Source organism: Pseudomonas arabinosi (assembly GCF_047758675.1).
Classification (GTDB): domain Bacteria; phylum Pseudomonadota; class Gammaproteobacteria; order Pseudomonadales; family Pseudomonadaceae; genus Aquipseudomonas; species Aquipseudomonas arabinosi.
Genome location: NZ_CP180480.1, coordinates 5306629 through 5332934, shown reverse-complemented (window position 1 = coordinate 5332934; position 26306 = coordinate 5306629). Strand labels below are relative to the sequence as shown.

24 protein-coding genes are annotated in these 26306 nt (G+C 60.8%); 16 read left to right on the top strand and 8 right to left on the bottom strand.

Features of this window, described 5'->3' with window-relative positions; translation table 11 throughout:
- The first annotated feature begins 20 nt into the window (after positions 1 to 20).
- The 6 genes from ACMXYJ_RS24775 to qhpG all read left to right on the top strand — a co-directional run bounded on the left by ACMXYJ_RS24775 (position 21) and on the right by qhpG (position 8261).
- A complete protein-coding gene (locus ACMXYJ_RS24775) occupies positions 21 to 1250 on the top strand; it encodes a Zn-dependent hydrolase (protein ID WP_415757315.1) in 1230 nt (409 codons plus the stop codon).
- Between the two features lie 151 nt (positions 1251 to 1401).
- The gene (locus tag ACMXYJ_RS24770; RefSeq protein WP_415757314.1) at positions 1402 to 2427 is read left to right on the top strand and encodes a histone deacetylase family protein; all 1026 of its coding nucleotides are present in this window, start codon (positions 1402 to 1404) and stop codon (positions 2425 to 2427) included.
- Between the two features lie 222 nt (positions 2428 to 2649).
- Positions 2650 to 4554, top strand: a complete 1905-nt coding sequence (locus ACMXYJ_RS24765) for a sigma-54-dependent Fis family transcriptional regulator (RefSeq protein ID WP_415757313.1) — start codon at positions 2650 to 2652, stop codon at positions 4552 to 4554.
- On the top strand, positions 4554 to 6272 hold the full coding sequence (locus ACMXYJ_RS24760; RefSeq protein WP_415757312.1) for an ABC transporter ATP-binding protein: 1719 nt from the start codon (positions 4554 to 4556) through the stop codon (positions 6270 to 6272). The genes ACMXYJ_RS24765 and ACMXYJ_RS24760 overlap by 1 nt, the downstream gene beginning before the upstream one ends.
- Positions 6262 to 6939, top strand: a complete 678-nt coding sequence (qhpE, locus tag ACMXYJ_RS24755) for a subtilisin-like serine protease QhpE (RefSeq protein WP_415757311.1) — start codon at positions 6262 to 6264, stop codon at positions 6937 to 6939. The genes ACMXYJ_RS24760 and qhpE overlap by 11 nt, the downstream gene beginning before the upstream one ends.
- Complete coding sequence (gene qhpG, locus ACMXYJ_RS24750; RefSeq protein ID WP_415757310.1) at positions 6936 to 8261, top strand: flavin-dependent monooxygenase QhpG; 1326 nt, start codon at positions 6936 to 6938, stop codon at positions 8259 to 8261. Before qhpE ends, qhpG begins: the two co-directional genes overlap by 4 nt.
- 203 nt (positions 8262 to 8464) lie before the next feature.
- Here qhpG and ACMXYJ_RS24745 read toward each other — a convergent pair whose 3' ends face one another.
- Positions 8465 to 9955, bottom strand: coding sequence for an aldehyde dehydrogenase family protein (locus ACMXYJ_RS24745; protein WP_415757309.1), 1491 nt, complete (start codon positions 9953 to 9955; stop codon positions 8465 to 8467).
- Positions 9956 to 10229: 274 nt separating this feature from the next.
- Between ACMXYJ_RS24745 and ACMXYJ_RS24740 the strand changes: the two genes are divergently transcribed.
- Positions 10230 to 10484 carry a DUF1652 domain-containing protein gene (locus ACMXYJ_RS24740; protein WP_008145342.1) on the top strand — a complete coding sequence of 85 codons (255 nt, stop codon included), beginning with the start codon at positions 10230 to 10232 and terminating at the stop codon, positions 10482 to 10484.
- Positions 10485 to 10534: 50 nt separating this feature from the next.
- Here the strand turns inward: ACMXYJ_RS24740 and ACMXYJ_RS24735 are convergent, their stop codons facing one another.
- Positions 10535 to 10891 (bottom strand): hypothetical protein, encoded by a 357-nt coding sequence (locus tag ACMXYJ_RS24735; protein WP_415757308.1) that lies wholly within the window; start codon positions 10889 to 10891, stop codon positions 10535 to 10537.
- Positions 10892 to 11234: 343 nt separating this feature from the next.
- On the opposite strand from ACMXYJ_RS24735, the gene peaA reads away from it, so the two are divergent.
- From peaA to peaD, 4 genes are all read left to right on the top strand, one after another.
- Positions 11235 to 12815 carry a quinohemoprotein amine dehydrogenase subunit alpha gene (gene peaA / locus ACMXYJ_RS24730; protein WP_415757307.1) on the top strand — a complete coding sequence of 527 codons (1581 nt, stop codon included), beginning with the start codon at positions 11235 to 11237 and terminating at the stop codon, positions 12813 to 12815.
- Positions 12816 to 12896: 81 nt separating this feature from the next.
- Entirely contained in the window at positions 12897 to 14327 is a 1431-nt protein-coding gene (gene peaB / locus ACMXYJ_RS24725) for a quinohemoprotein amine dehydrogenase maturation protein (protein ID WP_415757306.1), read from the top strand.
- Position 14328: 1 nt separating this feature from the next.
- Complete coding sequence (qhpC, locus tag ACMXYJ_RS24720) at positions 14329 to 14652, top strand: quinohemoprotein amine dehydrogenase subunit gamma (protein ID WP_008027961.1); 324 nt, start codon at positions 14329 to 14331, stop codon at positions 14650 to 14652.
- Positions 14653 to 14676: 24 nt separating this feature from the next.
- Positions 14677 to 15795 carry a quinohemoprotein amine dehydrogenase subunit beta gene (gene peaD, locus ACMXYJ_RS24715; protein WP_415757305.1) on the top strand — a complete coding sequence of 373 codons (1119 nt, stop codon included), beginning with the start codon at positions 14677 to 14679 and terminating at the stop codon, positions 15793 to 15795.
- Between the two features lie 140 nt (positions 15796 to 15935).
- Here the strand turns inward: peaD and ACMXYJ_RS24710 are convergent, their stop codons facing one another.
- Complete coding sequence (locus ACMXYJ_RS24710; protein ID WP_415757304.1) at positions 15936 to 16337, bottom strand: lysozyme inhibitor LprI family protein; 402 nt, start codon at positions 16335 to 16337, stop codon at positions 15936 to 15938.
- Positions 16338 to 16394: 57 nt separating this feature from the next.
- The gene (locus tag ACMXYJ_RS24705) at positions 16395 to 16793 is read right to left on the bottom strand and encodes a GFA family protein (protein WP_415757303.1); all 399 of its coding nucleotides are present in this window, start codon (positions 16791 to 16793) and stop codon (positions 16395 to 16397) included.
- Positions 16794 to 17013: 220 nt separating this feature from the next.
- On the opposite strand from ACMXYJ_RS24705, the gene ACMXYJ_RS24700 reads away from it, so the two are divergent.
- Together ACMXYJ_RS24700 and ACMXYJ_RS24695 are read left to right on the top strand one after the other, a co-directional pair.
- The gene (locus ACMXYJ_RS24700) at positions 17014 to 17502 is read left to right on the top strand and encodes an SRPBCC family protein (protein ID WP_415757302.1); all 489 of its coding nucleotides are present in this window, start codon (positions 17014 to 17016) and stop codon (positions 17500 to 17502) included.
- Positions 17503 to 17509: 7 nt separating this feature from the next.
- Positions 17510 to 18319 (top strand): aminoglycoside phosphotransferase family protein, encoded by an 810-nt coding sequence (locus ACMXYJ_RS24695; protein ID WP_415757301.1) that lies wholly within the window; start codon positions 17510 to 17512, stop codon positions 18317 to 18319.
- Between the two features lie 527 nt (positions 18320 to 18846).
- Here the strand turns inward: ACMXYJ_RS24695 and inhA are convergent.
- Positions 18847 to 19542, bottom strand: coding sequence for an isonitrile hydratase (gene inhA, locus ACMXYJ_RS24690; RefSeq protein WP_415757300.1), 696 nt, complete (start codon positions 19540 to 19542; stop codon positions 18847 to 18849).
- 90 nt (positions 19543 to 19632) lie between these two features.
- On the opposite strand from inhA, the gene ACMXYJ_RS24685 reads away from it, so the two are divergent.
- A complete protein-coding gene (locus ACMXYJ_RS24685) occupies positions 19633 to 20616 on the top strand; it encodes a GlxA family transcriptional regulator (protein ID WP_415757299.1) in 984 nt (327 codons plus the stop codon).
- On the opposite strand, the gene ACMXYJ_RS24680 is transcribed toward ACMXYJ_RS24685, so the two are convergent.
- From ACMXYJ_RS24680 to ACMXYJ_RS24670, 3 genes are all read right to left on the bottom strand, one after another.
- Positions 20585 to 21487 (bottom strand): alpha/beta fold hydrolase, encoded by a 903-nt coding sequence (locus ACMXYJ_RS24680; RefSeq protein ID WP_415757298.1) that lies wholly within the window; start codon positions 21485 to 21487, stop codon positions 20585 to 20587. The two genes, ACMXYJ_RS24685 and ACMXYJ_RS24680, sit on opposite strands and share 32 nt — an antisense overlap.
- Positions 21488 to 21522: 35 nt before the next feature.
- Complete coding sequence (locus ACMXYJ_RS24675; protein ID WP_008145319.1) at positions 21523 to 21912, bottom strand: hypothetical protein; 390 nt, start codon at positions 21910 to 21912, stop codon at positions 21523 to 21525.
- 168 nt (positions 21913 to 22080) lie between these two features.
- Complete coding sequence (locus tag ACMXYJ_RS24670) at positions 22081 to 23907, bottom strand: glycoside hydrolase family 15 protein (protein WP_415757297.1); 1827 nt, start codon at positions 23905 to 23907, stop codon at positions 22081 to 22083.
- 211 nt (positions 23908 to 24118) lie between these two features.
- Between ACMXYJ_RS24670 and ACMXYJ_RS24665 the strand changes: the two genes are divergently transcribed.
- Together ACMXYJ_RS24665 and ACMXYJ_RS24660 are read left to right on the top strand one after the other, a co-directional pair.
- Positions 24119 to 25291 (top strand): MFS transporter, encoded by a 1173-nt coding sequence (locus tag ACMXYJ_RS24665; RefSeq protein ID WP_415757296.1) that lies wholly within the window; start codon positions 24119 to 24121, stop codon positions 25289 to 25291.
- A 171-nt stretch (positions 25292 to 25462) separates the two neighbouring features.
- Positions 25463 to 26197, top strand: a complete 735-nt coding sequence (locus tag ACMXYJ_RS24660) for a thioesterase II family protein (protein WP_415757295.1) — start codon at positions 25463 to 25465, stop codon at positions 26195 to 26197.
- The last annotated feature ends 109 nt before the right edge of the window (positions 26198 to 26306 follow it).

Genomic DNA, 26306 nt, shown 5'->3' with positions numbered 1-26306 from the left:
CGTATTTCCAGGAGTACCTCATGTTGAACATTAATGGTGAACGCCTCTGGGCGAGTCTGATGGACATGGCAGAAATCGGCGCCACTGCCCGTGGCGGCAGCTGCCGCCTGGCCCTGAGCGATGAAGACAAGGCTGGCCGCGAACTGTTTTCCCACTGGTGCCGCGAAGCCGGCATGACCCTGAGCGTGGACGCCATCGGCAACCTGTTCGCCCGCCGCGCCGGCACCGACCCCGATGCTGCGCCCGTGATGATGGGCAGTCACCTCGACACACAGCCTGAAGGCGGGCGTTTCGATGGCGTCTACGGCGTACTCGCCGGCCTGGAAGTGGTGCGTTGCCTGAATGACCTCGGCATCCAGACCCGCAAGCCGCTGGAAGTGGCGGTGTGGACCAACGAAGAAGGCGCACGCTTCACCCCGGCGATGTTCGGCTCGGCGGTGTTCACCGGGATCATGCCACTGGACGCAGCGCTGGCGGTGCGTGACATCGACGGCATCAGCGTTGCCGAGGCGTTGCAACGCACCGGTTATGCCGGCGAGCGCCCGTTTGGCGGCGCGGTGGATGCGTACTTTGAAGCGCACATCGAGCAAGGTCCGATCCTCGAAGACAACGCCAAAAGCATCGGCGTGGTCAGCGGTGGCCAGGCAATTCGCTGGCTCGACGTGCGGGTCGAAGGCATGGCCGCCCACGCCGGTACAACGCCGATGCCGTTGCGCAAGGACGCCTTGTACGGCGTCGCACAAATGATCCAGGCAATCGAAGGCCTGGCCAGTGATTTCACCCCCGAAGGGCTAACCACTGTCGGCGAGTTGAGCATCAACAAGTCCTCGCGCAACACCATTCCGGGGCTGGTGAATTTCACCGTCGACCTGCGTCATCACCGCGACGAAGCCATTGAGGCCATGGAGCAGCAAGTCCGCGAGCGGCTTCAGGCGATTGCCGATAGCCGAGGCTTGAACCTGACGATTACGCCTCACTGGATCAGCCCGGCAACACCGTTCGATGCCGATTGCGTGGCGGCCGTGCAGCAGGCGGTGGACGCGCTGGGCTACGCTCAGCAATCGATTGTCAGCGGCGCCGGGCATGATGCGATCCATCTGGCGCGGTATTGCCCGACGGCGATGGTGTTCATTCCTTGCGTCGGCGGCTTGAGCCATAACGAAGCCGAAGACGTGCTGCCCGAGGACGTGCGTCAGGGCACTGATGTGTTGCTCAACGCCGTGCTGGCCCGTGCCGGAAGAGCTGAATAAATACAATCCCTGTGGGAGCGGGCTTGCTCGCGAAGAGGGTGTGTCAGTAGACACAAATGTTGTTTGACACACCGCATTCGCGAGCAAGCCCGCTCCCACAGTTGAACGCGAACGGATTCAAGATCCAGGTTAACTGACAGGTATTAACCCCATGCGCAGTTTTTTCCACCCCGAACAATTGCTTCACCATCCACGCAGCTACTACTCCCGCGGGCAGATGCGCACGCCGCAGGAAGTGCCCGAACGCGCTCAGCGGTTGGTCCAGGCGTCGCACTCGCTGGGCTTCAAAGTCGAGCAACCGGTCGATGCCGGGCTCGATCCGCTGTTGGCGGTCCACGGCGCGCCGTACCTGACGTTTTTGCAGGAAGCGCATCAGCGCTGGAAGGAGATTCCCGAGGACTGGGGCGACGAGGTGATGTCGAACATCTTCGTCCGCGAGCCCAACGCCCTGCGCGGGATTCTCGCCCAAGCCGCGCGCTATCTGGCAGACGGCAGTTGCCCGGTGGGCGAGCAGACCTGGCGTTCGGCCTATTGGTCGGCGCAAAGCGCGATCGCTGGCGCCCAAGCCTTGCTCGATGGCGAGCCGGCGGCTTACGCCTTGTGCCGTCCACCGGGGCATCACGCCCGGGCCGAGGCGGCGGGCGGTTTCTGCTATGTGAACAACGCTGCGGTGGCGGCGCAGGTCTTGCGTGCCGGATTTGAGCGCGTCGCAGTGCTCGACACCGACATGCACCACGGGCAGGGAATTCAGGAGATTTTCTACGACCGCGATGACGTGCTCTACGTCTCGGTGCATGGCGATCCGACCAACTTCTATCCGGGGGTTGCCGGGTTCGCTGATGAGCGGGGAGACGGGAAGGGCGAGGGCTTCAACCTCAACTTGCCGATGGCGCATGGCGCCAGTGAGGCGGACTTCCTGGGTCAGTTGGACGTGGCATTGGCGGCGGTGAAAGACTTCGGCGCCGAGGTGCTGGTGTTGTCTTTGGGCTTCGATATTTTCGAGCTGGATCCGCAGAGCAAAGTGGCGGTGACCCGTGAAGGGTTTGCGCGGCTGGGCGAGCGGATTCGCAGCCTTGGGTTGCCGTGTCTGATTGTGCAGGAGGGCGGGTATCACCTGGAGAGTCTTGAGGATAATGCGCGGGCGTTTTTTGTGAATGCCGAGGTGTGGAACCTTTGAGATCTTTGGTGTCTGGTAGATCGCAATCGCGAGCAGGCTCACTCCCACAAGGTTTTGCGCATGACCTGTGGGAGCGAGCCTGCTCGCGAAGAACGATAACGCGGTCGACCTGACGGAACACAAGCGCTGTAAGGCACTTGCCATCGCCCTGACGTTAACGTAAAGATTGCGGCAGGGCGCTGAACTTAAAAAAGCGCAGGGCGGACCGATCCCGAGCGCTTGATGACGCTAATAAAAACAACTCCTCCCAAACTGCACCGCGAAGCCCGGTTGGCCCGGGAAAAACTCCATCTCGAGGGCGAAGTCCCGGATGGCGTGTTGCGGGCGGAAATCGATGCCTCATGGCGGCGTAGCCTCAGCCATGGCGTGCATTTCAATGCCAAGCACGAGCTGGCGCTGGAATCGAGCGCGAGCCTCGACGTGCTGTTGGCGAGCAATCGGCTGCTGATCGATGCGGCATTGCCGGCCATCGATTACCTGGCCGAACGCCAAGGCAAGGAAGGGCTGATCATCCTCGCCAATTCCGATGCCACCATCCTCGCCGTCGAAGGACGCGCCGATCGCCTCAAGGGCAGCGGCCTGCAAGACATCACCCTCGGCGCCTGCTGGAGCGAAGCCGCTCGCGGCACCAACGCGCTGGGCACCGCACTGGTGGAAGCCCGGCCGACGATGATCGATTGCGGCGAACATTACCTCGATCGTTTGACCGATTTCTCCTGCACCTCGGTGCCGATTTACTGCCCCCAAGGCGACATCCTCGGCGTACTCGACCTGACCCGCGAAGGCCCGCTCGGTCGTGTTCACGACAGCACCGCGTTGCTGGCCATGGCCGTCAGCCAGATCGAAAGCCGAGTGTTCAACGCCAGTTATCCGGACGAGATCGTCCTGGCCTTCCACAGCCGTCGGCAGTACCTCGAATCCCCTTGGCAAGGTCTGTTGGCGGTGAGCCTTGGCGGACAGATTCTCGCGGTCAGCGCCCAGGCCTGTCAGTTGCTCCACGCCGAGCGCTCGGCGCTGGTCGGTCGACGTTGTGAAGAGTTTCTGGGCGTCGATGGCCTGCAACTGCTGTCGCGTCTGCATCAGGGCGGTGTCGGCAGTCTGCAAACGGCCAAAGGAGAGTTCTTCTACAAAACCCTGCGTGCGCCGCAGCGTTCGATCAATGTCAGCACGCCGCCGCGCAGCACCGCGAAAACCGCCAAAGCACAACCGGATCTCGAATCCCTGGCCGGCAGCAATGTCCGGTATGCCCGAGCCTTGCGCATGGCTCGTCAAGGCCTGGCGAATGAGCTGCCGGTGTTGCTGCTGGGCGAAACCGGCACCGGTAAGGAAGTCATCGCCCGCGCCCTGCACATGGCCGGCACCCGCTGCGACAAACCCTTCGTCGCAGTCAACTGTGCGGCGATCCCCGAAGGCCTGATCGAGTCGGAACTGTTCGGCTACCGCGAAGGCGCGTTCACCGGCTCCCGCCGCGGCGGCATGATCGGTCGTCTGCAACAGGCCCATGGCGGCACCTTGTTTCTCGATGAAATCGGCGACATGCCGCTGGCCTTGCAGGCCCGTCTGCTGCGGGTGTTGCAGGACCGCAAAGTGGCACCGTTGGGCGCCGGTGAAGAACAAGACATCGACGTCGCATTGATCTGCGCCACGCACCGGGACCTCAAGCGTCTGGTGGAAGACAAACACTTCCGGGAGGACCTGTTCTACCGCGTCAACGGCATCAGCGTGATGCTCCCGGCGTTGCGCGAGCGTGAGGATTTCAGCGGTCTGGTCACTCGCCTGCTGGCCAAGCTGGATGCGCCGACGATGGTCCTGCATGACGACTTGAACCGCTTGCTCGGCGGCTATCACTGGCCGGGCAACATCCGCCAATTGGAAATGGTTTTGCGCACGGCGCTGGCCATGCGCGAGCCGGGGGACACCGTACTCACCCTCGACCACTTGCCCGACAGCATGCTCGACGAGTTGAGCGCCAGCGAACGCCCTCAGACCGGCAGCATTCGCGAGAATGAGCTGGAGCTGATTCGCCAGTCCCTGGACACTCATCAGGGCAACGTCTCGGCCGCCGCCGACGCCTTGGGCATCAGCCGCGCGACCTTGTATCGCAAGCTCAAACAGTTGCGCTCGTGATGCAGCGCTTGATCGTTCGGCTGATCGACAGCCAGAACCCCGAAGCCCTGCAAGCGGCATTGCGCTGGCTCTACAGCTTCGTGCGGCCCCATCGTCTGGCGATTGCCGGGCTGCTCGGGTTATCGGTCTGTGCCTCGTTGCTGGTGTTGGTCCAGCCCTGGCTGACCAAACTGCTGATCGACGATGGTCTGCTGGCGCGCAACTTTCCGATGCTGGTGCTGATCGCCGGGCTGATGATCGTGGCCGGGCTGCTCGGAACGGGGTTGTCGGGAATCAACCGTTACCTGCACACGCGGCTGTCCGGGCGGATTCTGTTTGCCCTGCGCGATGACCTTTATCGGCATTTGCAAACCCTCTCGCCGAGCTTCTACGGACAGCGCCGCATCGGCGACCTGATGTCGCGCCTCGATGGCGACGTCGCAGAGATCCAGCGCTTTGCCGTGGACTCCTTGTTCTCGGCGGTGTCGAGCGTGATCGGTCTGGTCTGCGCCGTGGCGATGCTGCTGACCCTGTCGTGGAAACTCTCGTTGCTGGCGCTGGTGCTGATTCCCCTCGACGTGCTCTGGCTACGCTGGATGCGGCGCAAGGTCGAGCGCGATGTGCGGCAATTGCGCGAGCGCTCGGCGGACATGTCCTCGTTCATGGTCGAGACCTTGCCGGTGATGAAATTCATCCAGTCTGCCGGCCAGCAACAGCGTGAATCGCGGCGCCTGGAGACACTGGGCCAAGGCTACATGAGCCAGTTGCTGCGCCTGCAAGTCACCGAGTTTTTCACTCAGGCGGTGCCGGGCACACTGACGTCTCTGTCCCGTGCCTGCGCGTTCCTGATCGGCGGATATTGGGTGGTGCAGGGGACCTGGCAACTGGGCGCGCTGATCGCGTTTTCCACCTACCTGGGCATGGCCGTCGGACCGGTACAGAGCCTGCTGGGTCTCTATGTCGCGGTCCAACGAATGACCGTCAGCCTCGGGCGCGTGATGGAGTTGCGCGGCGAAGAGCCGACCGTTCTCACGCCGGTCACGCCGCAGCCGATGCCGGCCTCTGGCGAGCTGCGTTTCGACAATGTGCACTTCAGCCATCCCGGTCGCCCGACAACCCTGCGCGGCATCGAAGCGCGAATTCCCTACGGTTTGAAAGTCGCCCTGAGCGGCGGCTCCGGGGTCGGTAAATCAACCCTGATCGACCTGCTGCAACGGCACCACGACCCTCAGTCCGGCCGGGTGTTGCTGGGAGAGGTTGATTTGCGCGAACTGGATCTGTTTCAGCTGCGTCGACGGATTGCCGTGGTCAGTCAGGACATCGTGCTGTTTCGCGGCAGCCTCGCCGACAACCTCGCCTACGCGGTGCCGGACGCCAGCCGTGAAGCGATTGCCGAAGTGGCGCGTCTGGCGCAACTCGACAGCCTGATCGAGTCGTTACCCGAAGGCCTCGACAGTCCGTTGGGTGAACGCGGTCAGCAGTTGTCCGGCGGGCAGAAACAACGCATCGCCATCGCCCGGGCGCTGTTGCAGGACCCGTTGATTCTGGTGCTGGACGAAGCGACTTCGGCGGTGGATGAAGCCACCGAACGCGAAGTCATCGAAGCCATCGACCGACTGTTTGCCGGGCGTACGCGGATCCTCATCAGCCACCGTCCTTCAACCTTGGCCGATGCCGATTTACGCTTCGAATTGCTCGACGGCGTGCTCACTTCAAAAACGGTGCTGCATGAAGCCTGAACTGCGGATTGGTGTGGTGGACAGCGGTCACTCAGCAGCGCAGCGGGTGCAAGTGGTCGCCGGGCGGCGCTTCTCGTTGCTGGCGGATGGATTGGCCGAGAGCGACTTGCGCGACGATCCGCTGGGCCACGGCAGTGCGGTGATCGAGGCCATCGGTCGGCGAGCGCCGTCGGCGGTATTTTGTGTGGCTCAGGTGTTCGACCAGCGTGGGGTCACCAGCGCGTTGCAGATCGCCACGGCGATTGACTGGCTGGTGGCGCAGGACGTTCGGCTGATCAATTTGAGCCTGGGTCTGCGTCAGGATCGCAGCCTGTTGCGTGAAGCCTGTGCCGCGGCGGTAGCGCGAGGTATTTTGCTCTGTGCATCCAGTCCGGCGCAGGGCGAGGGCGTGTTTCCGGCGAATTATCCACAGGTGCTGCGAGTTACCGGCGATGCCCGTTGTGCCGAACAGGAATGGTCATGGCTCAACAGTGCTCAGGCGGATTTCGCGGCGTGCGTGCATGGCACCTATCCGGGGCAGTCTGGCGCCAGTCTCGGCTGTGCGGCGTTGAGCGGGCACATCGCGGGGTTCCTGGTGGCACATCCCGAGGCGAGCAACGAACAGGTCATCGAATGGCTGCGGGAGAATGCCCGTTATCGCGGCCCTGAACGGCGCTTCGGAGCATGATTTTAATTCTTGGCGCAGGGCCCGCGGGAGCGGCGGTTGCCTTGGGTTTGCGTCGGCTCGGTTATCCCGTGACGCTGGTCAGTGAATGGCGGCGGTTTGCGGCGCTGGAAGGCGTTTCCATTCGGGTGCTGGAGGCCTTGCGTGGCGCGGGGCTTCATCAAGCCTTGGCGGATGCGGCGCTGCCGTCGCAACGACAGGTGTCATGGAACGGCCAGCAGCATGCGCAGAACATCGAATTTTTACTGGATCGCCCAAGCTTTGATCGAGGCTTGCGCGAGGATCTGCGCCTGGCTGGCGTTGAGCTGATCGAAGGCCGCGTGCTGACGGTGCAGTCATCGGTTTCGGGGCATCGGATCGAGGTCGAAGGGCGCGAGGCGCTGCTGGCGGATTTTCTGGTTGAGGCGCGTGGGCGTCAGGCACCAGCGCTGGGCAAAGGCCTGCGCGGGCCGGAGACGGTCAGCCTGCTCAATCGCTGGCAGGGCACGCCGGGCAGCACCGCCAGTGCGGTGGAAAGCCTCGAGGACGGCTGGGCCTGGATGGCCCGGCGAGCCGACGGTCAGTGTTACTGGCAATGGACGGTGGACGTGGCCAGTGCTCAATTGCCGGGTAAGGCGATGTTGCTCGATTACTGTCGTCAACGGCGCCAAGGTTCGGCGTTGGCGCGGGCGTTTTTCGGCGCCGAGCCGGAAATTGACCTGCAACTGCATGCGCGCAGCAGCACTGCGATTCTTTGCCCGCAGGTGTGTGGCGAAAACTGGATTCGGGTCGGCGACGCGGCGATGGCGGTGGATCCGCTGTCGGGCAACGGAATTTTTCAGTCATTGTCCTCGGCGTTACAGGCGCCGACGGTGATTAACACGTTGTTGCGCAAACCCGAGCGAGCGGCGTTGGCTCAGCGCTTTCATCAGCAACGGGTGGAGCAGTTGTTTTTGCGTTTTGCGCGGATCGGGCGGGATTTTTATGCTGATGAACAGCGTTGGTTGCAGCAGCCATTCTGGCTTGCACGGCGGCAGTGGCCGGATGCTGAAGTGGCGCATGCCGAGGCGGATTTTTCCTCGCTGAGAATCGAGCGGGCCCCGGTGTTGAAAGAGGGTTTTGTGGATGAAGCCGAGGTGGTGATCACGGCGGATCAGCCGCTGGGGATCTGGCATGTGCAAGGGGTTGAGCTGGCGCCGTTGGTGCGGCGGTTGCGGACCGAACCGGCCGAGCAGGTTTTGGCGGGGTTGACGGTGGAGCAGGGACGGGTGGTTCGCAGTTGGTTGTTGAGTCAGGGATATCGTCCCCTCACCCTAACCCTCTCCCCAGAGGGGCGAGGGGACTGACCGAGGTGTTCTTAGAGCTACATCGACCTGAAATATCGAGTCGTACTCAGGTTCGAAAACCATGAAGATCTGCTCCCTTTCCCCCTCTCCCCTATGGGGCGGTCCGACGTTTCGGGAGGGTTGGGGTGAGGGGTGGCTTTTGACCCCCCCCCAAAAAAAAAGTCAATAGATCGCAGGCTTCTCCAGCGCCTACAAAAGCTGTTTCACAACTTAATCAACACCGACTTCAACTCGGTGTAATGCTCAATCGCCGCATACCCCATCTCCCGCCCAACCCCCGACATCTTGTACCCACCAAACGGCAGCGCCGGGTCCAGCGCACTGTGGCAATTCACCCACACCGAACCCGACTTGATCCGCGGAATCATCCGGTGCACCGCCGCCAGATCGTTCGACCAGATACTCGCCCCAAGCCCATAAGGACTGTCATTGGCCATGCGCAATGCATCGGCTTCATCATCGAACGGAATCGCCACCAGCACCGGCCCGAAGATCTCCTCCTGCACCAGCGAGTGCTTCTGATCGACATCCACAATCACCGTCGGTTTAACGAAGAACCCCGGCCCGAACTGCTCGCCACCGCATGCGATCGTCGCGCCGCTTTCCCGACCCTTTTCGATGTACCCGTAAACCCGCTCCTGCTGGCGCGCGGAAATCAGCGGCCCCATCTCGACGCTAGGGTCCAGGCCATTGCCCAGTTTCATGGCGTTGGCGATGTCGGCGATGTCCGCCACCACATTGTCGAAATGCTTACGCTGCACATACAGCCTGGAACCTGCGCAGCACACCTGGCCCTGATTGAAGAAAATCGCGCTGGCGGCGCCGGCTGCGGCGGTCTTCAGGTCGGCGTCGGCCATGACGATGGTCGGTGATTTGCCGCCCAGTTCCAGGGTCACCCGGGTCATGGACTCCATGGCGATCTTGCCGATCTGCTTGCCCACGGCGGTGGAGCCGGTGAAGGTCAGCTTGTCCACCAGCGGATTGTGGGTCAGGGCGGAACCTGCGGTAATGCCGGTGCCCGTGACCACATTGAACACGCCCTCGGGATACCCGGCTTCCAGCACCAGTTCGGCTAATTTCAGCGCGGTCAGCGGGGTTTCGTCGGCGGGTTTGAGTACCACGGTGCAACCGGTGGCCAGGGCCGGGCCGAGTTTCCAGCAGGCCAGCAGCAGCGGGAAGTTCCAGGCAACGATGGCGCCGACCACGCCCACCGCTTCGCGGCGGATGAAACTGTGGAATTGATCGTTGGGCATCAACGGCAACGACACTTCAACGCTGGAGCCTTCGATCTTGGTCGCCCAACCGGCCATGTAGCGCAGGAAGTCGATGGACAGTTGCACGTCCATCACTTGGGCCACCGCCGCACTTTTGCCGTTGTTCAGGCATTCCAGTTGCGCCAGCAGTTCGGCGTCGCGTTCCATCAGGTCGGCGAGTTTCCACAGCAGGTTCTGCCGTTCCCGAGGCCGGGTGCGGGTCCAGGCCGAATCATCGAAGGCCTGACGCGCGGCGAGCACGGCGCGGTCGACATCCTCAGGCGTCGCCCGTGGCACGACGCACAGCACTTCGCCGGTGGCCGGGTTGTGCAGGGGCATGGTCTGGCCGTCGGCGGCCTCGACCCAGTCGCCGCCGATGAGCATGCGCGGAGCGCGCTGGATGAACGCCGAGGTGGCGGGAAGCAAATAAGGGAGGGGCATGGCGAGACCTCTTGTTGTTCGTGAGAACAGGTCTTTCGCAATGGCTGTGCCAAGTGCCTGAAAGGCAGGGCCGTCCTTGGCCGGCGGGGTTTTGGGGCACTCAAGGGCATCGCGGACGCGGTGAGATTGTTGCAAATTGCGACAGCTATGAGACGACGAGCAACCGGGTTGCGACCTTGAGGTACTCATTATTGAGGACTAGAATTTTTCAGGATCGGTGGGTGAAATGACGGACCGTTCATCCGGCAATACATCTGGCGTGAGGGAGGTAACGATGTTCCTTTCAACCCTGGAAATTCAAAACATCATTGAACACAGTTTTCTGCCGTCCGTATGCACCTGCACCATGGCGGCGGACCAGTCCCTGACGATTCGGGTCTGCGACTGCATGACCGGCAAAGTGGATATTGTGGCCACCCACGTTCCCCTGTGGACACTGGACAGTCCCCATGCGATCGCGTCGCTGGTGGCGGACATGCAGCACGAAATCGACGTACACAAAAGCGTTTCCCCCACCTATGACATCTGAACCGGCGTCACGCCGCACCGTGGTTCAGCGGTGCGGCCCGCGCCGATTATTCAGGCTGCAAACTTTCTGGAAATTTCTTCGAACGTGTTGCCATCCACGGCAGCCAGCAGTTTTCTGTCGTCCTTGAGTGTCGCCAGAAAGGTTACTTCGGTTTCCTTGCCGGCCAGCATGAACCCGGCGATTGCGCCAATAGGCCCCAACAGCATGGCCCCGGCCACGCCAAAGCCGATGGCATCCTTGATGTTGTTGATCGAATCCTCGTTGGCCACTTCCATGCACTTGAACGATGAGAGCGGGAGGGTGATGCCGGGCCATGGGTGAAGCGACGTTCTGAGGGTGAAAACGCCGTCTCTGTACTCTCCATCACCCTGCAGAAAGTCCCCCGCCAGGACAGTGATGCTTGCCATTTTTTTATCCCCTGGTGGCAATCGGTGAACGACCATTTCGCGCTTGCAGGGGATCGGCGTCAATCGTCGGCCGATGAGCTGTTCCGGTCAGGCCATCTATGCTGTCTCAGACTGCAACAACTGTCGCGATATTAGACGCAGGCGATCTCGTTCAGCGATGGCGAAAAGCAGTCATCTTCGCGCAACGACTTGATTTAAAAGGTAATCGGCAAGCTGGCACGCTCCGTGTATTGCTCATTGCAGACGTTTCTCTTGCCTCCGTCAGCGGTGCGCCGCCGACGGCAGAAACCATAAAAACGATAAGCCACAAAAATAAGAAAGCACCGTGCGAGGTTCGACGTTGATGAAGAGAAAACTCCGATCAGGCCTGAGTGCCAGTCTGCTGGCCGTGGCCGCTTGTGTGGCGCTGCATTCGCCTTACAGCCTGGCAGCCCGCGACGCCCAGACCATCCTCAAGGAAACCTGTCAGGGCTGTCATACCCCCGAAGCCGATAATGCCCTGAGCCGCATCAGCCACCAGCGCAAAACCCCTGAAGGCTGGTTGATGAGCATCGCCCGCATGCAAACCATGCACGGTTTGCAGATCAGCGATGACGACCGCCGAACCCTGGTCAAATACCTGGCCGACACCCAAGGCCTGGCCCCAAGCGAGACCGACGGCGTGCGTTATGCGCTGGAGCGTCGACTCAATACCGTCGAGAAATTCGACGACCAGACCAGCCAGATGTGCGGCCGCTGCCACTCCGGTGCGCGGGTCGCCCTGCAACGTCGTCCGGCCCAGGAATGGGAGCGTCTGGTGAACTTCCACCTCGGCCAATGGCCGTCGCTGGAATACCAGGCTCTGGCTCGTGACCGTGATTGGTTCGACCTGGCCCGCAAAGACATGGTGCCGCTGTTGGCCAAGCGTTATCCGCTGGACAACCCCGCCTGGAAAAAATGGCTGAGCACCGCGCCAAAAGCTGATGTTCTGGTCGGTGACTGGAGCTTCAGCGGCCACTTGCCGGGCAAGGGTGAATTGGCCGGCGTGATGAGCGTCACGGCCGATGGCAGCGACACGTTCAAGGTCAGCGTCAAAGGCCAATACGCCGACGGCAGCCCGTTCAACGGCGATGGCAGCGCGATTCTCTACACCGGTTACGAATGGCGCGGCAACGTGACCATCGACGGCGTGACCATGCGCCAGGTGTTCGCCGCCCAAGGCAACGCGATGCAGGGCCGGATGTTCGAGGCCGAGCACGATGAGCGGGGCCTGGACTTCGTCGCCGCCAAGCAGGGCAGCAGCCGTTTGCTGGCGGTGCAGCCGGGTTACCTGAAGGCCGGCAGCGAAACTGAAGTGACCCTAGTCGGCAGCGGTCTCACCGGCAAACCGAACTTCGGCAAAGGCGTGGAAGTGGTCCAGGTGCTGGAGCAAAGTCCAGAGCGCATGCGCGTCAAGCTCAAGGCCGCCGCCAATGCTCAACCGGGTCTGCGCAACGTCACCGTCGGCACGCTGAAAGGCCCGACCCTGTCGGTCTACAGCAAAATCGCCGAAGTCAAAGTCGTGCCCGAGTTCTCGGTGGCACGGATCGGCGAGGGCGGTGGTTCGACGCCGAAAGTCCAGGGCCGTTTTGATGCCGAAGCCTGGGGCAAGGGCGCCGACGGCAAGCCGTATCGCATCGGCGTGTTCCCGGCGCAGTGGTCGGTCGAAGCCTTCGACGACCGTGCCAAGGAAGACGAGGACGTCAAGTTCGCCGGCACCATGCAGGCTGACAGCGGCGTGTTCACACCGGGCGATGCCGGGCCGAACCCGCAGCGCAAAATGTCCACCAACAATGCCGGCAACCTCAAGGTGATTGCCGCCGTCGACGACGCAGGGAAATCCCTGACCGGCGAAGGCCACATGATCGTCACCGTGCAACGCTGGAACAATCCACCCATTCCATGAGTTCGCTGATCCCTACGGCTTCAGACATTTTTTTGGAATGACCGTGAGCCCCGTAGAACGGGGTTTGCACAGGAGGTTGCAATGGGCGCTATTTTGAATCTGGTTGAGCGGAATCTGCACGAAGTGCACGTCGATGCTGACCGCATGCTGTTTCACATCCCCAGCAGTTCGCTGTTCGCCAGCGATGAACTGACGGGCACCATTATCGATACCTTGCGCGGCCCCGGCTGTTCATCGGACGACCTGATCCAGCGCTTGTCTTCACGCTTCAACGGCGAGGAAATCACCGAGACCTTGCGTGAGTTGATGTCCCTGGAGTTGGTCAGCGACGGCTCGCCGCTGACCCCGGACATCGGCACCAAACGGGTCGAGCGCACGGCGATCAATACCGTGGTGCTCAACGTCAATACCGGCTGCAATCTGAGCTGCACCTACTGCTACAAGGAAGACCTGGACAAGCCGTCGGCCGGCAAGAAAATGGACGTCGAAACGGCGGTCGCCTCGGTGGAAATGCTGTTGCGCGAATCCCCGGACGAAGAGCGTTTCACCGTGGTGTTTTTCGGTGGCGAACCGCTGAGCAATCGCAAGCTGATCGAGTACATGGTCGACTATTGCGAGAAGCGTTTCCGTGAGGCGGGCAAGTTCGTCGAGTTTGTCATGACCACCAACGCGACGCTGCTCACCGAAGAGACCGTGGACTACCTCAACGCCCACCGTTTCGGCCTGTCAGTCAGTATCGACGGACCAAAAACCGTGCACGACCGCAACCGCATCACCGTGGGCGGGCAGGGCACTTATGACGTGGTGCGGCGCAAGGCCGAGATGCTGCTGTCGCGCTACAACAGCCGTCCGGTCGGTGCCCGCGTGACCCTGACCACCGGCGTCACTGACGTCGAAACCATCTGGGATCACCTGTTCAATGAACTGGGTTTTGCCGAGGTCGGTTTTGCCCCGGTGACCTCCGGCGACATCAGCACCTTCAACCTGTCCAGCGATGAGCTGATCGAAGTCTTCGCCAACATGAAGAAACTCGGTCGGCGTTATCTGGAAGCGGCGCTGGAGCACCGCAACATCGGTTTCTCCAACCTGCACCAGCTGATCACCGACATCCACGAAGGCCACAAAAAAGCCCTGCCATGCGGCGCGGGCCTGAAGATGCTGGCGGTGGATCACAAGGGCGAACTGAACCTGTGCCACCGGTTTACCGGTTCGAGTCTGCCGACGTTCGGCAACGTTCACAGCGGCGTAAAACAGGTCGAGTTGAACGACTTCCTGTCCCAGCGCCTGGACCGCACCAACACCGGTTGCGAGGACTGTCAGATCCGTAATCTGTGCTCCGGCGGTTGCTACCACGAGAGTTATGCCCGTTACGGCGATCCGACCCACCCGACCTATCACTACTGCGAACTGATGCGTGACTGGGTCGACTTCGGCGTCGAGGTCTACACCCGGATCATGGCCCACAACCCTGCGTTTATCAGCAGCTACATCACTCCGCGCAAGGCTCACTGATATGAAACATCTCAAGGCAATCAATAATAAGGCACTGAAACTGGATGAAGCCGCGGCCGAAAACCGCATCGAAGAAGTGGTGGCGATGAGTTCCGTCGCCGGCTGCGCCTCGACCACCGACCCGGGTTGGGAAATCGATGCGTTTGGCGGTGTGTCGTCGCTGTGCCAGCCGATGGAAGCCGACCTTTACGGCTGCTCCGACCCTTGCTGGTGGCCGGCCCAGGTGCCCGACATGATGAGCACCTACCCGGACTGGAACAAGGATGCCCAGGCGTCCAACGACAACTGGCGCAATCTCGGGACTGTCTTTCCAAAAGACAAGTAATCGGTCAGATATAAGGATTCCAGCATGCCTAGCATCAAAGCCTGCGGCCTGGCCGCATTCGCCGTCCTGAGCGCCTGTTCGCTCAACGTTCTGGCCGATGAAAACACTGCACTCGAAACCGGTCACGAGTACATGGTGACCACCAATTACCCGAACAACCTGCACGTCATCGACCTGGCCACCGACACCCTGTTCAAGACCTGCAAAATGCCGGATGCCTTCGGTCCCGGCACCGTTCAGTTGTCGCCGGACCGCAAGACCGCTTACGTGCTGAACAATCACTACGCGGATGTCTATGGCGTTGAACTCGACAGCTGCAAACAGGTGTTTCACGCCAGCATTACCCAGAAACCGGGGGAGAAAGCGAAGTCGATGTTCGCCTTCACCCTCAGCCACGACGGCAAGGAACTGTTCACCATTGCCAACCCGACGTTGATGCTCAACGACCGCTACGAAGTGCAGCAACCGCGGCTCGATGTGTACGCCACCGACGCCGGCATGGACGCCAAACCCGTGCGCAGTTTCCCGGCGCCACGGCAGTTGACCATCATGCAGAGCGGTGACGACGGCGCGTTGTACGTGGCCGGGGCGGACGTCTACAAGGTCGATGTGAAGACCGGCAAGTTCGACGTGTTGATCCCCAGCCGTCACTGGAAACGCCCGAACTACAGCGCGCCGGACGTGCTCTACGTGTGGAACCAGCAGACTTATCGCCATGACTTCTCGCTGCTCTACACCGCGGCGAAATTCAAGGACAAGAAGCAGGATCCAGCGACTGCCGAGTACCTTTACGGGCTGTTCAGCATCGACCTGAAAACCGGCAAGACCGAAACCACTGACTTCGGTCCTCTGACGGAAATCTACTTCAGCGGCATGCGCTCGCCGAAGGATCCGAACCTGATGTTCGGCGTACTCAATCGTCTGGCGAAGTACGACATCAAGGAGAAGAAAATGCTCCAGGCGGCGACGCTGGATCATTCCTACTACTGCATTTCGTTCAACAAGGACGGCAGCAAGATTTACCTGGCCGGGACGTTTAATGACGTGGCGATCTTTGATCCCGAGAGCATGAAGCAGATTGGCAGCATCAAGTTGCCGGGTGGGGATATGGCGATCACGACCGCGCAGATATTTGTTCGGTAATTTGCGGCGCCTTAACTGACGCCTTCGCGAGCAGGCTCGCTCCCACAGTGGTTTTCGGTCGTACACAAAATAGGTGTTCACTGAAAATCCAATGTGGGAGCGAGCTTGCTCGCGATGAGGCCCTTATGGTCACCCAAGCATCAAGCCCCAGGCACCGGACAACTCAAATCCCCCTCCTGGCACTTCAAATAATTCTTGAAAGTCTCAACCCGCGCCTTGGTCAACTCAGTAACACAGTTGCTGTAGATCAGCGGATACACACTCCCGCCTTCCACCCCGGCGCTCGAGAACTTGCACTCGGCATCCCGAAACGCAACCCACGAACGCTGTGCCCCGATCAGCAGCTTTTTGCTTTCGGGGCTGCTCTTCAAACGCTCGTTGATCTGCTGGTAAAGCGCATTCAACTCCTTGTCCGCCGCCTTGTGCTGCTGCGCCGCGCACTGATTCATCGTCGCCTGATCGGTGGCGTTGTCGCAGTCCACCGCATAAGCGGCAGTCGTGAACAGCAGAGGCGTCAATGCCAGAAGAAAGCGTGGGTGCATGGGGATTCTCGTTGTGGCAGGAAAGTCGGGATGCAGTTTAGTGCCGTATTCGACCCTTTATGTTTGCCATTCAGGGCATTTTTTAATCGATTCATAGCCAAGCCACGGCACGTCATGTGTCGTCCAGATATGCGCCTGCGGCGTCATTTTCGGGTCATCGTCCAGTGTCGCCACACGAACAATAACGTGGGGTTGGGCCAGGCGCTCAGCCATCAAGTGTGAACCGCAGACCGAACAGAAATGCCGAAGCTTGCCCGGTGACGACTCGTAGCTGCTCAGGCGGTCCTGGCCTTTGGTCCAGCGAAAATGTTCGCGCATGACCCCGGCTGTCGAGGCAAATGCCGCCGCGTGTGCCTTGCGACAGGTTTGGCAGTGGCAATGGCTGATGGGCATATCGAGGCTATCGAGTTCGTATTCGACGGCTTTACACAAGCAGCTGCCGTGCAGGCTATTCATGATGTTTCCCCGAGAGCATGAGTGAATGTGGGGCTAATCTTCTTGTCTGGTTTGCAAACGTTACCAGCTTCAGCCCGCTGACTTTTGTCTTCAAACGGTGCTCAGGGGCAGAAATGCAGCTGAATATTTCGTACAGGGTTGATTGCGATACCCGATTGATACAACTTTAGGGTTGGTCTTGTGGTCTTACAGGCCTACTGTTCAGTACAGGAGGTGACTTATGAATCCAGCATCAGATCGCATCGAAAGGAAGATCCTGCTTAAAACGCCGCGCTCGCAGGTCTGGCGTGTGCTGGCCAATGCCGAAGCCTTCGGACAGTGGTTTGGCGTGGCGCTGGAAGGCAAGCGTTTTGTCGCCGGTGAGTGGACCCAGGGGCAGATTACGTACCCGGGTTATGAACACTTGCTGTGGAATGTACTGGTGGAGCGGGTCGAGCCGGAACGGGTGTTTTCGTTTCGCTGGCATCCGTACGCGATTGAGCCCGATATCGATTACTCCCAGGAACCCACCACCCTGGTGAAGTTCGAGCTCGAAGACATGGATGAAGGCACGTTACTCAAGGTCACCGAGTCCGGTTTCGATCACATCCCTCAGACGCGCCGACTCAAGGCGTTCCGCATGGACAGCCGCGGTTGGGATGAACAGATGAACAACATCGAAGAATTTCTCAAAGTCAGTGCCAAGCAACGCGAGCGTCAGGAAGAGTGATGGCTGCATGTTCGAACCTTGGCTGAAACGCTGGGCGCTGGTGCCGGACGGTGAACCGATCATCACGCCCGGCAGTCGTTTGTTGCCGGTGTGCATGGGTGATGTGCCGGCGATGTTGAAAATTGCTGTCGATGCCGAAGAAAAGTTCGGCAATTTGTTGATGACCTGGTGGGGCGGCGAGGGCGCTGCCCGCGTTTATGCCCATGACGGAGACGGGTTGTTGATCGAGCGTGCCATGGGCCAGCGATCGCTGATGCACATGGCGCTCAACGGTCAGGACGACGAAGCCAGCCAGATACTGTGTGCGACATTGGCGCGGCTGCACGCGCCGCGGCCGTCGCCACCACCGCCCCTGGTTCCATTGGCGCCATGGTTCAAGTCGCTGCGTTTGGCGGCTGAACGGTTTGGTGGCCCTTATTCCCTCAGTCTCGCCACTGCCGAAGCCTTGTTGGCCGAACCGCAGGACGTCGTGGTGCTGCACGGTGACATGCATCACGACAATGTTCTGGACTTCGGCCCGCGGGGTTGGCTGGCCATCGATCCCAAGCGGGTGATCGGTGAGCGCGGATTCGATTACGCCAACCTGATCTGTAATCCCGACTTGCCGACGGCGACTGACCCGCAGCGTTTCCGCAGGCAGGTCGCGGTGGTGGCTGACGCCGCCGGCCTCGAGCGCCGACGGTTACTGCAATGGGTGTTGGCGTTTGCCGGATTGTCGGCAGCCTGGTTTCTCGAGGATGACGACACCCTGGCGGCGGCAGGTCAGCTGCAGGCCGCGGAACTCGCGGCTTCAATGCTCGAAACCTTACCTGTCTAAGGGTTTTCGGAAGGGCGGCTATAGCGAATGTCCTACACGCGATGGTAGCTATGTCGTCTATTGCACATTGGATCCGAAGCGTAATCTAGCCTCATCAACCGAAACACAGGAAGTGTTCGGGATCACGGATGATCGACCATAAGCAAGGAATCGCTGCCGACAGGGAGTCGTAATGGTCTTGGGAAAAACCCGCTTCGGCGGGTTTTTTTTGGTCTGTCGAAAAGGACTTGGCAGCTGCGACAGGAGAGGGCTTCAAGGCTGAAATGGTCAAAGGCTTACACCCGCTAACGGGTATGTCGTCTTTTGACACGTCACCGATGTGTTTATTCTGGACCCATCAACTGAGTCGCAGGAAGCGCTCAGGATCACGGATGATCGACCATTGGCCAGGATGGCTGCCGACAGGATGTCGAAATGGTCTTGAGAAACCCGCTTAGGCGGGTTTTTTTATGGGCGATGGAAAATCCTCGGCGCATTGTTTTGGCCGGGGGACCGGCAACCAGGCACTGACTGCCGGTCGGGATGGATCAGCGTGCTGACAACTGATCGAGTTTCGCCGCTACACGTTCAGTGATTTCCGAGCGCAGTTTCAATGACCCGGCGGCACGTTTGCGGGCTTCCTCCAGCACACTCACCGGAGCCGATTCAGGGCTGCCCGACGTAAACGGCGGTGCCGGGGCGTATTCGAGCTGCAACTGCACCAGCTCTGCCGTGTCCTTGTCGAACAACTCCGCGGCCAGGGTCAGGGCAAAATCGATGCCCGCCGTGATCCCACCACCGGTCAGCAGATTGCCGTCGCGCACCACACGATCCTTCACCGGGATCGCCCCCAAAGGCGCCAACAATTCGTGATAAGCCCAGTGAGTGGTGGCGCGTTTACCCTTCAGCAGACCCGCCGCACCGAGCACCAGCGCGCCGGTACACACTGACGTGACGTAACGCGCGTTGACGGCTTGCGCCTGGATGAAGGCCAGTGTCTGTTCATCCTCCATCAACGGCCCGACGCCACTGCCGCCGGGAATGCAGATCACATCCAGCGTCGGGCAATCGTCGAAGGTGGTGGTGGGTTTCAGCACCAGGCCCGTGCTCGCGGTGACTGGCACCAGATCCTTCCAGATCAAATGCACCTTTACGTCCGGCAGCGAGGCCAGTACGTCGTAAGGGCCGGTGAGGTCCAGTTGCTGAACCTGTGGAAACAACAGAAAACCGATCTGCAACGTCATGGCATTTTTCTCATGAAGTGGGTGGACGGCTTCACTTTAGGCTCGTAGGATTTGGCGTATACGCCAATAACCCCACGAATTACGCCAATCATGCCGAAAACCATTCACGTGCTCGCCTTTGCCAACGTGCAATTGCTCGACGTCACCGGGCCGTTGCAGGTGTTCGCCTCGGCCAACGATATTTCCCGCCAGCAAGGTTTGCCGGTGCCTTACGCGCCGACGGTGATTGCCAGCGGCGGCGGGGCGGTAATGTCGTCGGCGGGGTTGGCGCTGTTGGCCGAGCCGTTGCCCGAAGAGGGCAGTGACACGTTGATCATTGCCGGTGGCTGGGGCGTTTACGACGCGGGGCAAGACGAACCGCTGGTGGCGTGGGTTCGTGAACATGCGACGGGATGTCGGAGGGTAGCGTCGGTGTGCACCGGGGCATTTTTGCTGGCGGCCAGTGGCTGGCTCGATGGCCGGCGGGTGGTCACTCACTGGACCCGTTGCGAGCAGTTGGCGCAGCTGCATCCGCGGCTGCAGGTTGAGCCCAATCCGATTTTCATCAATGACGGCCCGGTCTGGACCTCGGCCGGGGTCACTGCCGGTATCGATTTGGCGCTGGCCATGGTTGAAGAAGATCTTGGCCGCACGATGGCCCTGGAAGTCGCCCGGCAACTGGTGGTGTTCCTGAAACGTCCCGGTGGCCAGTCGCAGTTCAGCGTGACCCTCTCTTTGCAAAAGGAAGGCAACCGTTTCGACGAACTTCACGCCTGGATCAGCGAAAACCTCACCAAGGATCTCGGCATCCCGACCCTGGCCTTGCAGGCCGGCATGAGCGAACGCAGTTTCGTGCGCCACTACCGCGCCGACACCGGCCAGACTCCGGCGCGGGCCATCGAACTGATTCGGGTCGAGACCGCCCGACGTTTGCTCAGCGATACCGGCGTACCGATCAAGCGGGTGGCGGTGCAATGCGGTTTCGGCAGCGAAGAGACGCTTCGACGCAGTTTTCTGCGGGCAATGGGCGTAACCCCGCAGGCCTATCGCGAGCGTTTCAGCGTCAGCCCTCCAGCAGATCCAGTAATGCTCTGAGCGTTGCCTTGGGTGCTTCTTCGGGAATGTTGTGCCCGACGCCCGCCAGCACTCGCCGCTCATAACGCCCGGTGAAATGGGCGATGTCTTCGTCTATCTCCGGTGCCGGTCCGACGCCATCGTCGGCACCGCACAGGGAAATCGTCGGTACGTTGATCGGCGGCTGTCGGGTCAGCTCTTCTTCGATCCACTCCAGCGCCGGGTCGCCGGGCGCGTACATGAACCGGTGGCGGTAGGAGTGAATCACCACCTCGACGAAATCCGGGTTGTTGAAGGCCGGTGCGCTTAACGGATACAACTCAGGACCTTTTGCCCAAGTGGGTGACCACAGCTTCCAGAGTAATTCACACAAGGCTTGGCGATTTTTCGTAAGGCCTTCGACGCCGCGTGGTGTGTGGAAGTAGTACTGATACCAGAGGCGGTGCTCGGTTTCCGGGTCCAACGGTTCGGTGGAAAGGGGAATGTTCTGAAGGTTGTAACCGTCGCCGGTCACCAGGCAATGAACCCGCTCTGGCCATAGCGCCGCCACGATGCACGCCGCCCGACCGCCCCAGTCGTAGCCGCACAGGGCGGCTTGTTGAATGGCCAACGCGTCCATCAGATCCAGCAAATCCTGAGCGAGGGCGGCTTGTTGTCCGGAGCGCAGGGTGTCAGGGTGGTTGAAACGGGTCGGGCCGTAACCGCGCAGGTACGGGACGATGACGCGGTAGCCCTTGGCGGCGAGGTCTGGGGCGATTTCGTCGTAGGCGCGTGGAGAGTAGGGGAAACCGTGGAGGAGGATGATCGGGTCTCCGGTGGTAGGGCCGTGTTCTTCGTAGGCGAGCGACAAGCCTGGAGTTGGGATGAAGTGGATCAGCGCTTCATTGTTCATTCGATTCTCCAGAAAGGGTCGTTTTTGCCTATTTCCTAGGCCTCGATTTCCGCCACCTGATTGAAATATTTCGACCGATCCGGCGTAAACGTCACCACCATGTTGGTCCGCGAACAGGTCAATGCCCGTTCTTCACCCAAATCAACATCCAGATCTTCCCCGCGTAACCCTTGCCACTGAGCGAGGTACTTGAGGGATCCGTATTTTTCGAGTTTTTTCAGGCTGCGGCTGACGCCACCTTTCCAGCCCAGCACCGGCAGTTCGCCGGCAAGGCAGCGTTGGGCGAGTTCGGGAAAACGGGCGGCGCGTTGGCGGCCGATTTCCCAGCATTTGATCAGGCCTTTGTCCTGGCCTTCCCACAATTCATCCCGGTTCAGGCCTGACCGGAGTGGGGTGTCGATGCTGCGGTGGATGCGTTGGGTCATTCTGGTTCCTTGAATTCGGGTTTTGTTGGACAGCTCCGCTGTACCCGTTGACGGTCGATGGTAGGTGGGGATGTAACGGCTGGCAACAGAGGATTTTCCGGTGGTGGATGCGGGTTTTGTTTAAACAATGCAGGACTTCGGACTACACAAACTTGTGGCGAGGTGCTCTCACGGCTGCCAGAAACTCTTCTCCCCACTCAATTTCCGATCCAGAAAACACGCCGCACTGATCAGTGCCAAATGCGTCAGCGCTTGCGGCGTATTGCCCAGATGCCGCGCATGGCTGTCGAACTCTTCGGCGTACAACCCCAGCGGGTTCGCATACCTCAGCAACTGTTCAAATTCCAGATGCGCTTTTTCCACCCGTCCGGCGCGGGCCAGGCATTCGACGTACCAGAACGAGCACGCGGCGAAGGCGCCTTCGGTGCCGTCGAGGCCGTCGATTCGGGTGTCGTCATTGCGATAGCGGTAAACCATGCCGTCGCGTACCAGATTCTTTTCGATGGCGTCGAGGGTCGCGAGCCAGCGCGGGTCCTTGGCGCTGACGAAGCGCACCAGCGGCATCAGCAGCATCGAGCCGTCGAGGGTGGTACCACCCTTGTACTGAACGAAATGCCCGCGTTCTTCGTTCCAGAAGTTTTCCCAGATGTCGGCGTAGATCGCTTGTCGGGTCTGGTCCCAGCGGGCGAACGGGGCGGGCAGTGAGCGTTTGGAGGCGAGGCGAATGGCTCGGTCCAGTGCGACCCAGCACATCAGCCGCGAGTGCAGGAAGTGATGTTGTTCGCCGCGCATTTCCCAGATGCCGACGTCCTCTTGCTCCCAGGTTTCGCAGACCTGATCGACCACTTCCACCGTGTGTTTCCAGCCTTCATGGGAGATGGCGTCGCCGTATTTGTTGACCAGGTACACCGCGTCCATCAACTCGCCGAAGATGTCGAGCTGGACCTGGTCGTAAGCCTGATTGCCAATGCGTACCGGTGTTGCACCGCCATGACCGGACAGGTGCGAGAGTTCGGTTTCCGGCAGTTCCTGACGGCCGTCGATGGCGTAGAGGATGTTGAGCTTCATCGATTTGCCGTGGCAATCGCTGACCCGCCCGCGTAGCCAGCGCATGTAATCATTGGCTTCCTGAACGAAGCCCAGGCGCATGAACGCGTAGACGGTAAACGAGGCGTCGCGGATCCACGTGTAGCGATAGTCCCAGTTGCGCTCGCCGCCAGGCGTTTCCGGCAGGCCGAAGGTCGCGGCGGCGAGGATCGCGCCGTGTTTGCGCGAGGTCAGCAACTTCAGCGCCAGGGCCGAGCGATTGACCATTTCCCGCCAGCGGCCGCGGTAGTTGGATTGGCCGATCCAGTCGCGCCAGAACTTCAGGGTCCGTTCCAGGCAGATCGCGGCGGCGCCTTCCTTGAATCGCGGATCGTCGATACCGCCCAACATGAATTCGGCGCTCTGGTCCTGTTCGAGGGTGAATTCAGCGACTGCCGCATGGCCGTCTATACGCAAGACCTGATCCGAAGACAGGCGCAGGGACGGCTGATCGGCGGCCTCGAAGGTTACGTCTTTTTCTTCCACGCGTGCGCGGGTCTTGGCGCGAGCGTAGTCATGACGCACAGCGCAGCGCATGTGAAACGTTGCCTGTCCGCTGACCACACGAACCCGGCGCATCAGCACCGGCGTGTCATCTTCGCTGTCGCCGATGGGCAGCAGGTCGGTGACTTCGACGACTGCGCGGTCGCTGAGCCAACGGGTTTGCAGCACATTGGTGTCCGGCAGATAAATTTGTTCGCGACGGGCATCGGGCAGGTCCGGCGATAGTTGAAAGATGCCGGCCTCGGGGGTGTCCAGCAGCGAACAGAAAATCGATGGGCTGTCGAATTCTGGCCAGCAAAAAAAGTCGACGCTGCCTTTGTCGTTGACCAGTGCCGCACTGCGCATGTCGCCGATGATGCCGTGGGCGTCGATGGCGCTTTGTCGTTCGGGATGATGATCAGCCATTGTCGCGAAACTCCAGGAGCCTTGTGTCGAGGGCTTAACTAGCTGACTGGCGGGCGGTGATGAGAGTTCACGCCGAACCGTGAAAGATTCGTCACCTGACTGCCTGATCGTTCCCACGGGGGCAGCGCCTTAACACTCAACCAACAATTGGCTGCTTTCCCCTCAACCCGTGTTTATGGCAACTTGCAGGCTCTTGTTGAGACCCGCACCCATGGCAAACCCCTACCGCGAGCTGTTCAAAGCCCCAGGCAGCAGCGCTTTTGTGCTGGCCGGGATGATCGCGCGCATGCCGATTTCCATGACTGGCATCGGCCTGATCACCATGCTCTCGCAACTGCAGGGTGGCTACGGATTGGCCGGCGCAGTGGCCGCCACGTTTGCCTTGGCCACCGCGTTTTGTGCGCCGCAGGTCTCGCGGCTGGTGGACCGTTTCGGGCAGCGTCGGATCTTGCCAGTCTCGGCGTTGATCGGTGGCGGGGCGTTGTTGCTGGTGTTGCTTTGCACTCGTTTGCAGGCGCCGAACTGGACGTTGTTTGTATTCGCCGCGCTGGCCGGGTGCATGCCGAGCATGTCGGCGATGGTGCGGGCGCGCTGGACCGAGGTGTATCGCGGCCAGCCAGAGCTGCAAACCGCCTATGCGCTGGAGTCGGTGCTGGACGAGGTCTGTTTTATTGTCGGGCCGCCACTGTCGGTGGGGTTGTGCGTGGTGGCGTTCCCCGAGGCGGGGCCATTGGCGGCGTTGCTGATGCTGGCGATCGGGGTGACGGCGTTTGTGCTGCAACGTGACACCGAGCCGGCGATTCATCCCCATGAAGACCATCATCAGGCCTCGATCATTCGTTCCAGCGAGATTCAGTTGCTGATGCTGTTGATGGTCGCCATGGGCACCATCGTCGGCGTGGTGGACGTGGTCAGCGTGGCGTTCGCTCAGCAGCAGGGGCAGCCGGCGGCGGCGAGTATTGTGTTGTCGGTGTATGCCATCGGCTCGTGCCTGGCCGGTTTGGCGTTCGGGGCGTTGCGCTCGAAACTGCCGTTGCCGCAACTGTTCCTGTACGGCGGCGTGGCGACGGCGGTGACCACGCTGCCGTTGCTGCTGGCGACGAACATTCTCGGGCTGTCGCTGGCGGTGTTCGTCGCCGGGTTGTTTTTTGCGCCGACCCTGATTGTGGCGATGGCGTTGGTGGAGCGCATCGTGCCGCCGGCCAAACTCACTGAAGGCCTGACCTGGTTGGTGACCGGGTTGAGCATTGGCGTGGCGATTGGCGCGGCCAGTTCGGGTTGGCTGATCGATGCATTTGGAGCCCGGAGCGGATTCTGGGTCGCCGTCGCCGCTGGTGCCGTGGTCCTCGGTTCCGCAGTGCAAAGCTTCCGCCACTTGAAATAAAGAACCCCTGTAGGAGTGAGCCTGCTCGCGATAGCGGTGTGTCAGTCAACTTGATGGTGACTGACACACCGCTATCGCGAGCAGGCTCACTCCTACAGGGGGATGTGTACGACTAATTCCCTTCGGCGTTCATCCGTTCATCTATACAGACAACTTTTCGAGGTAAGCCCGGTGACCCAGCTGACATTGCTCTGCCTGCCCTATTCGGGCGCGAGTGCCATGGTCTACAGCCGTTGGCGGCGCAAACTGCCGGAGTGGCTCAAGCTGCAACCCGTGGAACTCCCTGGACGTGGCGCCCGGTTTGGCGAACCCTTGCACACCGACATGCGACGCCTGGCGCTGCAACTCGCGCAGGAACAAAAAGCCACGCTCAAGGCGCCGTACGCGCTGTTCGGTCATAGCCTTGGCGCGTTGCTCGCCTGTGAGATGGCCCATGCGTTTCGCTCGCTGGGCTGCCCGGAACCGGTGGCGCTGTTCGCTTCGGGCACCGCCGCACCGACCCTGCGTGCCGACTACGACCGGGGTTTCGCCGAGCCCAAAACCGATGCCGAATTGATCGAGCAATTGCGCACCCTCAACGGCACCCGTGAAGAGGTGCTGGCCAACGACGAGTTGATGAGCCTGACGCTGCCAGTGCTGCGCGCGGACTTTCTATTGTGCGGACGCTTCGAGCCTCAGCAGCGTCCCTTGCTCAAGTGCCCGGTTCACGTGCTCGGCGGCAAGGCTGACCGCGCCACCACCGAACAGTTGATCGGCTGGAGCAAGGAAACCCACGGCAGTTTCTCGGTGGACATGCTTGCTGGTGGTCATTTCTTCATCCACGAGCACGAAGCCAAGGTGTTGCGGGTGATCAAGGATCAGCTGGAAGTTCACCATCGGCGGCATACCATGGCCGTCAGCGCCTGACACCATCCCAAACATCACCCAATCCCCTGTGGGAGCGAGCCGGCTCCGGGCGGCGTTCCGACGATAGCGGCATCACATTCAACATAAATGTGACTGACAGGCCGTCATC

What these genes read in the sequence shown, in the direction of transcription:
- ACMXYJ_RS24775 (WP_415757315.1), top strand. Translation starts at nt 21, where the DNA reads ATGTTGAACATTAATGGTGAACGCCTCTGGGCGAGTCTGATGGACATG.
- ACMXYJ_RS24770 (WP_415757314.1), top strand. Translation starts at nt 1,402, where the DNA reads ATGCGCAGTTTTTTCCACCCCGAACAATTGCTTCACCATCCACGCAGC.
- ACMXYJ_RS24765 (WP_415757313.1), top strand. Translation starts at nt 2,650, where the DNA reads ATGACGCTAATAAAAACAACTCCTCCCAAACTGCACCGCGAAGCCCGG.
- ACMXYJ_RS24760 (WP_415757312.1), top strand. Translation starts at nt 4,554, where the DNA reads ATGCAGCGCTTGATCGTTCGGCTGATCGACAGCCAGAACCCCGAAGCC.
- qhpE (WP_415757311.1), top strand. Translation starts at nt 6,262, where the DNA reads ATGAAGCCTGAACTGCGGATTGGTGTGGTGGACAGCGGTCACTCAGCA.
- qhpG (WP_415757310.1), top strand. Translation starts at nt 6,936, where the DNA reads ATGATTTTAATTCTTGGCGCAGGGCCCGCGGGAGCGGCGGTTGCCTTG.
- ACMXYJ_RS24745 (WP_415757309.1), bottom strand. Translation starts at nt 9,955, where the DNA reads ATGCCCCTCCCTTATTTGCTTCCCGCCACCTCGGCGTTCATCCAGCGC.
- ACMXYJ_RS24740 (WP_008145342.1), top strand. Translation starts at nt 10,230, where the DNA reads ATGTTCCTTTCAACCCTGGAAATTCAAAACATCATTGAACACAGTTTT.
- ACMXYJ_RS24735 (WP_415757308.1), bottom strand. Translation starts at nt 10,891, where the DNA reads ATGGCAAGCATCACTGTCCTGGCGGGGGACTTTCTGCAGGGTGATGGA.
- peaA (WP_415757307.1), top strand. Translation starts at nt 11,235, where the DNA reads ATGAAGAGAAAACTCCGATCAGGCCTGAGTGCCAGTCTGCTGGCCGTG.
- peaB (WP_415757306.1), top strand. Translation starts at nt 12,897, where the DNA reads ATGGGCGCTATTTTGAATCTGGTTGAGCGGAATCTGCACGAAGTGCAC.
- qhpC (WP_008027961.1), top strand. Translation starts at nt 14,329, where the DNA reads ATGAAACATCTCAAGGCAATCAATAATAAGGCACTGAAACTGGATGAA.
- peaD (WP_415757305.1), top strand. Translation starts at nt 14,677, where the DNA reads ATGCCTAGCATCAAAGCCTGCGGCCTGGCCGCATTCGCCGTCCTGAGC.
- ACMXYJ_RS24710 (WP_415757304.1), bottom strand. Translation starts at nt 16,337, where the DNA reads ATGCACCCACGCTTTCTTCTGGCATTGACGCCTCTGCTGTTCACGACT.
- ACMXYJ_RS24705 (WP_415757303.1), bottom strand. Translation starts at nt 16,793, where the DNA reads ATGAATAGCCTGCACGGCAGCTGCTTGTGTAAAGCCGTCGAATACGAA.
- ACMXYJ_RS24700 (WP_415757302.1), top strand. Translation starts at nt 17,014, where the DNA reads ATGAATCCAGCATCAGATCGCATCGAAAGGAAGATCCTGCTTAAAACG.
- ACMXYJ_RS24695 (WP_415757301.1), top strand. Translation starts at nt 17,510, where the DNA reads ATGTTCGAACCTTGGCTGAAACGCTGGGCGCTGGTGCCGGACGGTGAA.
- inhA (WP_415757300.1), bottom strand. Translation starts at nt 19,542, where the DNA reads ATGACGTTGCAGATCGGTTTTCTGTTGTTTCCACAGGTTCAGCAACTG.
- ACMXYJ_RS24685 (WP_415757299.1), top strand. Translation starts at nt 19,633, where the DNA reads ATGCCGAAAACCATTCACGTGCTCGCCTTTGCCAACGTGCAATTGCTC.
- ACMXYJ_RS24680 (WP_415757298.1), bottom strand. Translation starts at nt 21,487, where the DNA reads ATGAACAATGAAGCGCTGATCCACTTCATCCCAACTCCAGGCTTGTCG.
- ACMXYJ_RS24675 (WP_008145319.1), bottom strand. Translation starts at nt 21,912, where the DNA reads ATGACCCAACGCATCCACCGCAGCATCGACACCCCACTCCGGTCAGGC.
- ACMXYJ_RS24670 (WP_415757297.1), bottom strand. Translation starts at nt 23,907, where the DNA reads ATGGCTGATCATCATCCCGAACGACAAAGCGCCATCGACGCCCACGGC.
- ACMXYJ_RS24665 (WP_415757296.1), top strand. Translation starts at nt 24,119, where the DNA reads ATGGCAAACCCCTACCGCGAGCTGTTCAAAGCCCCAGGCAGCAGCGCT.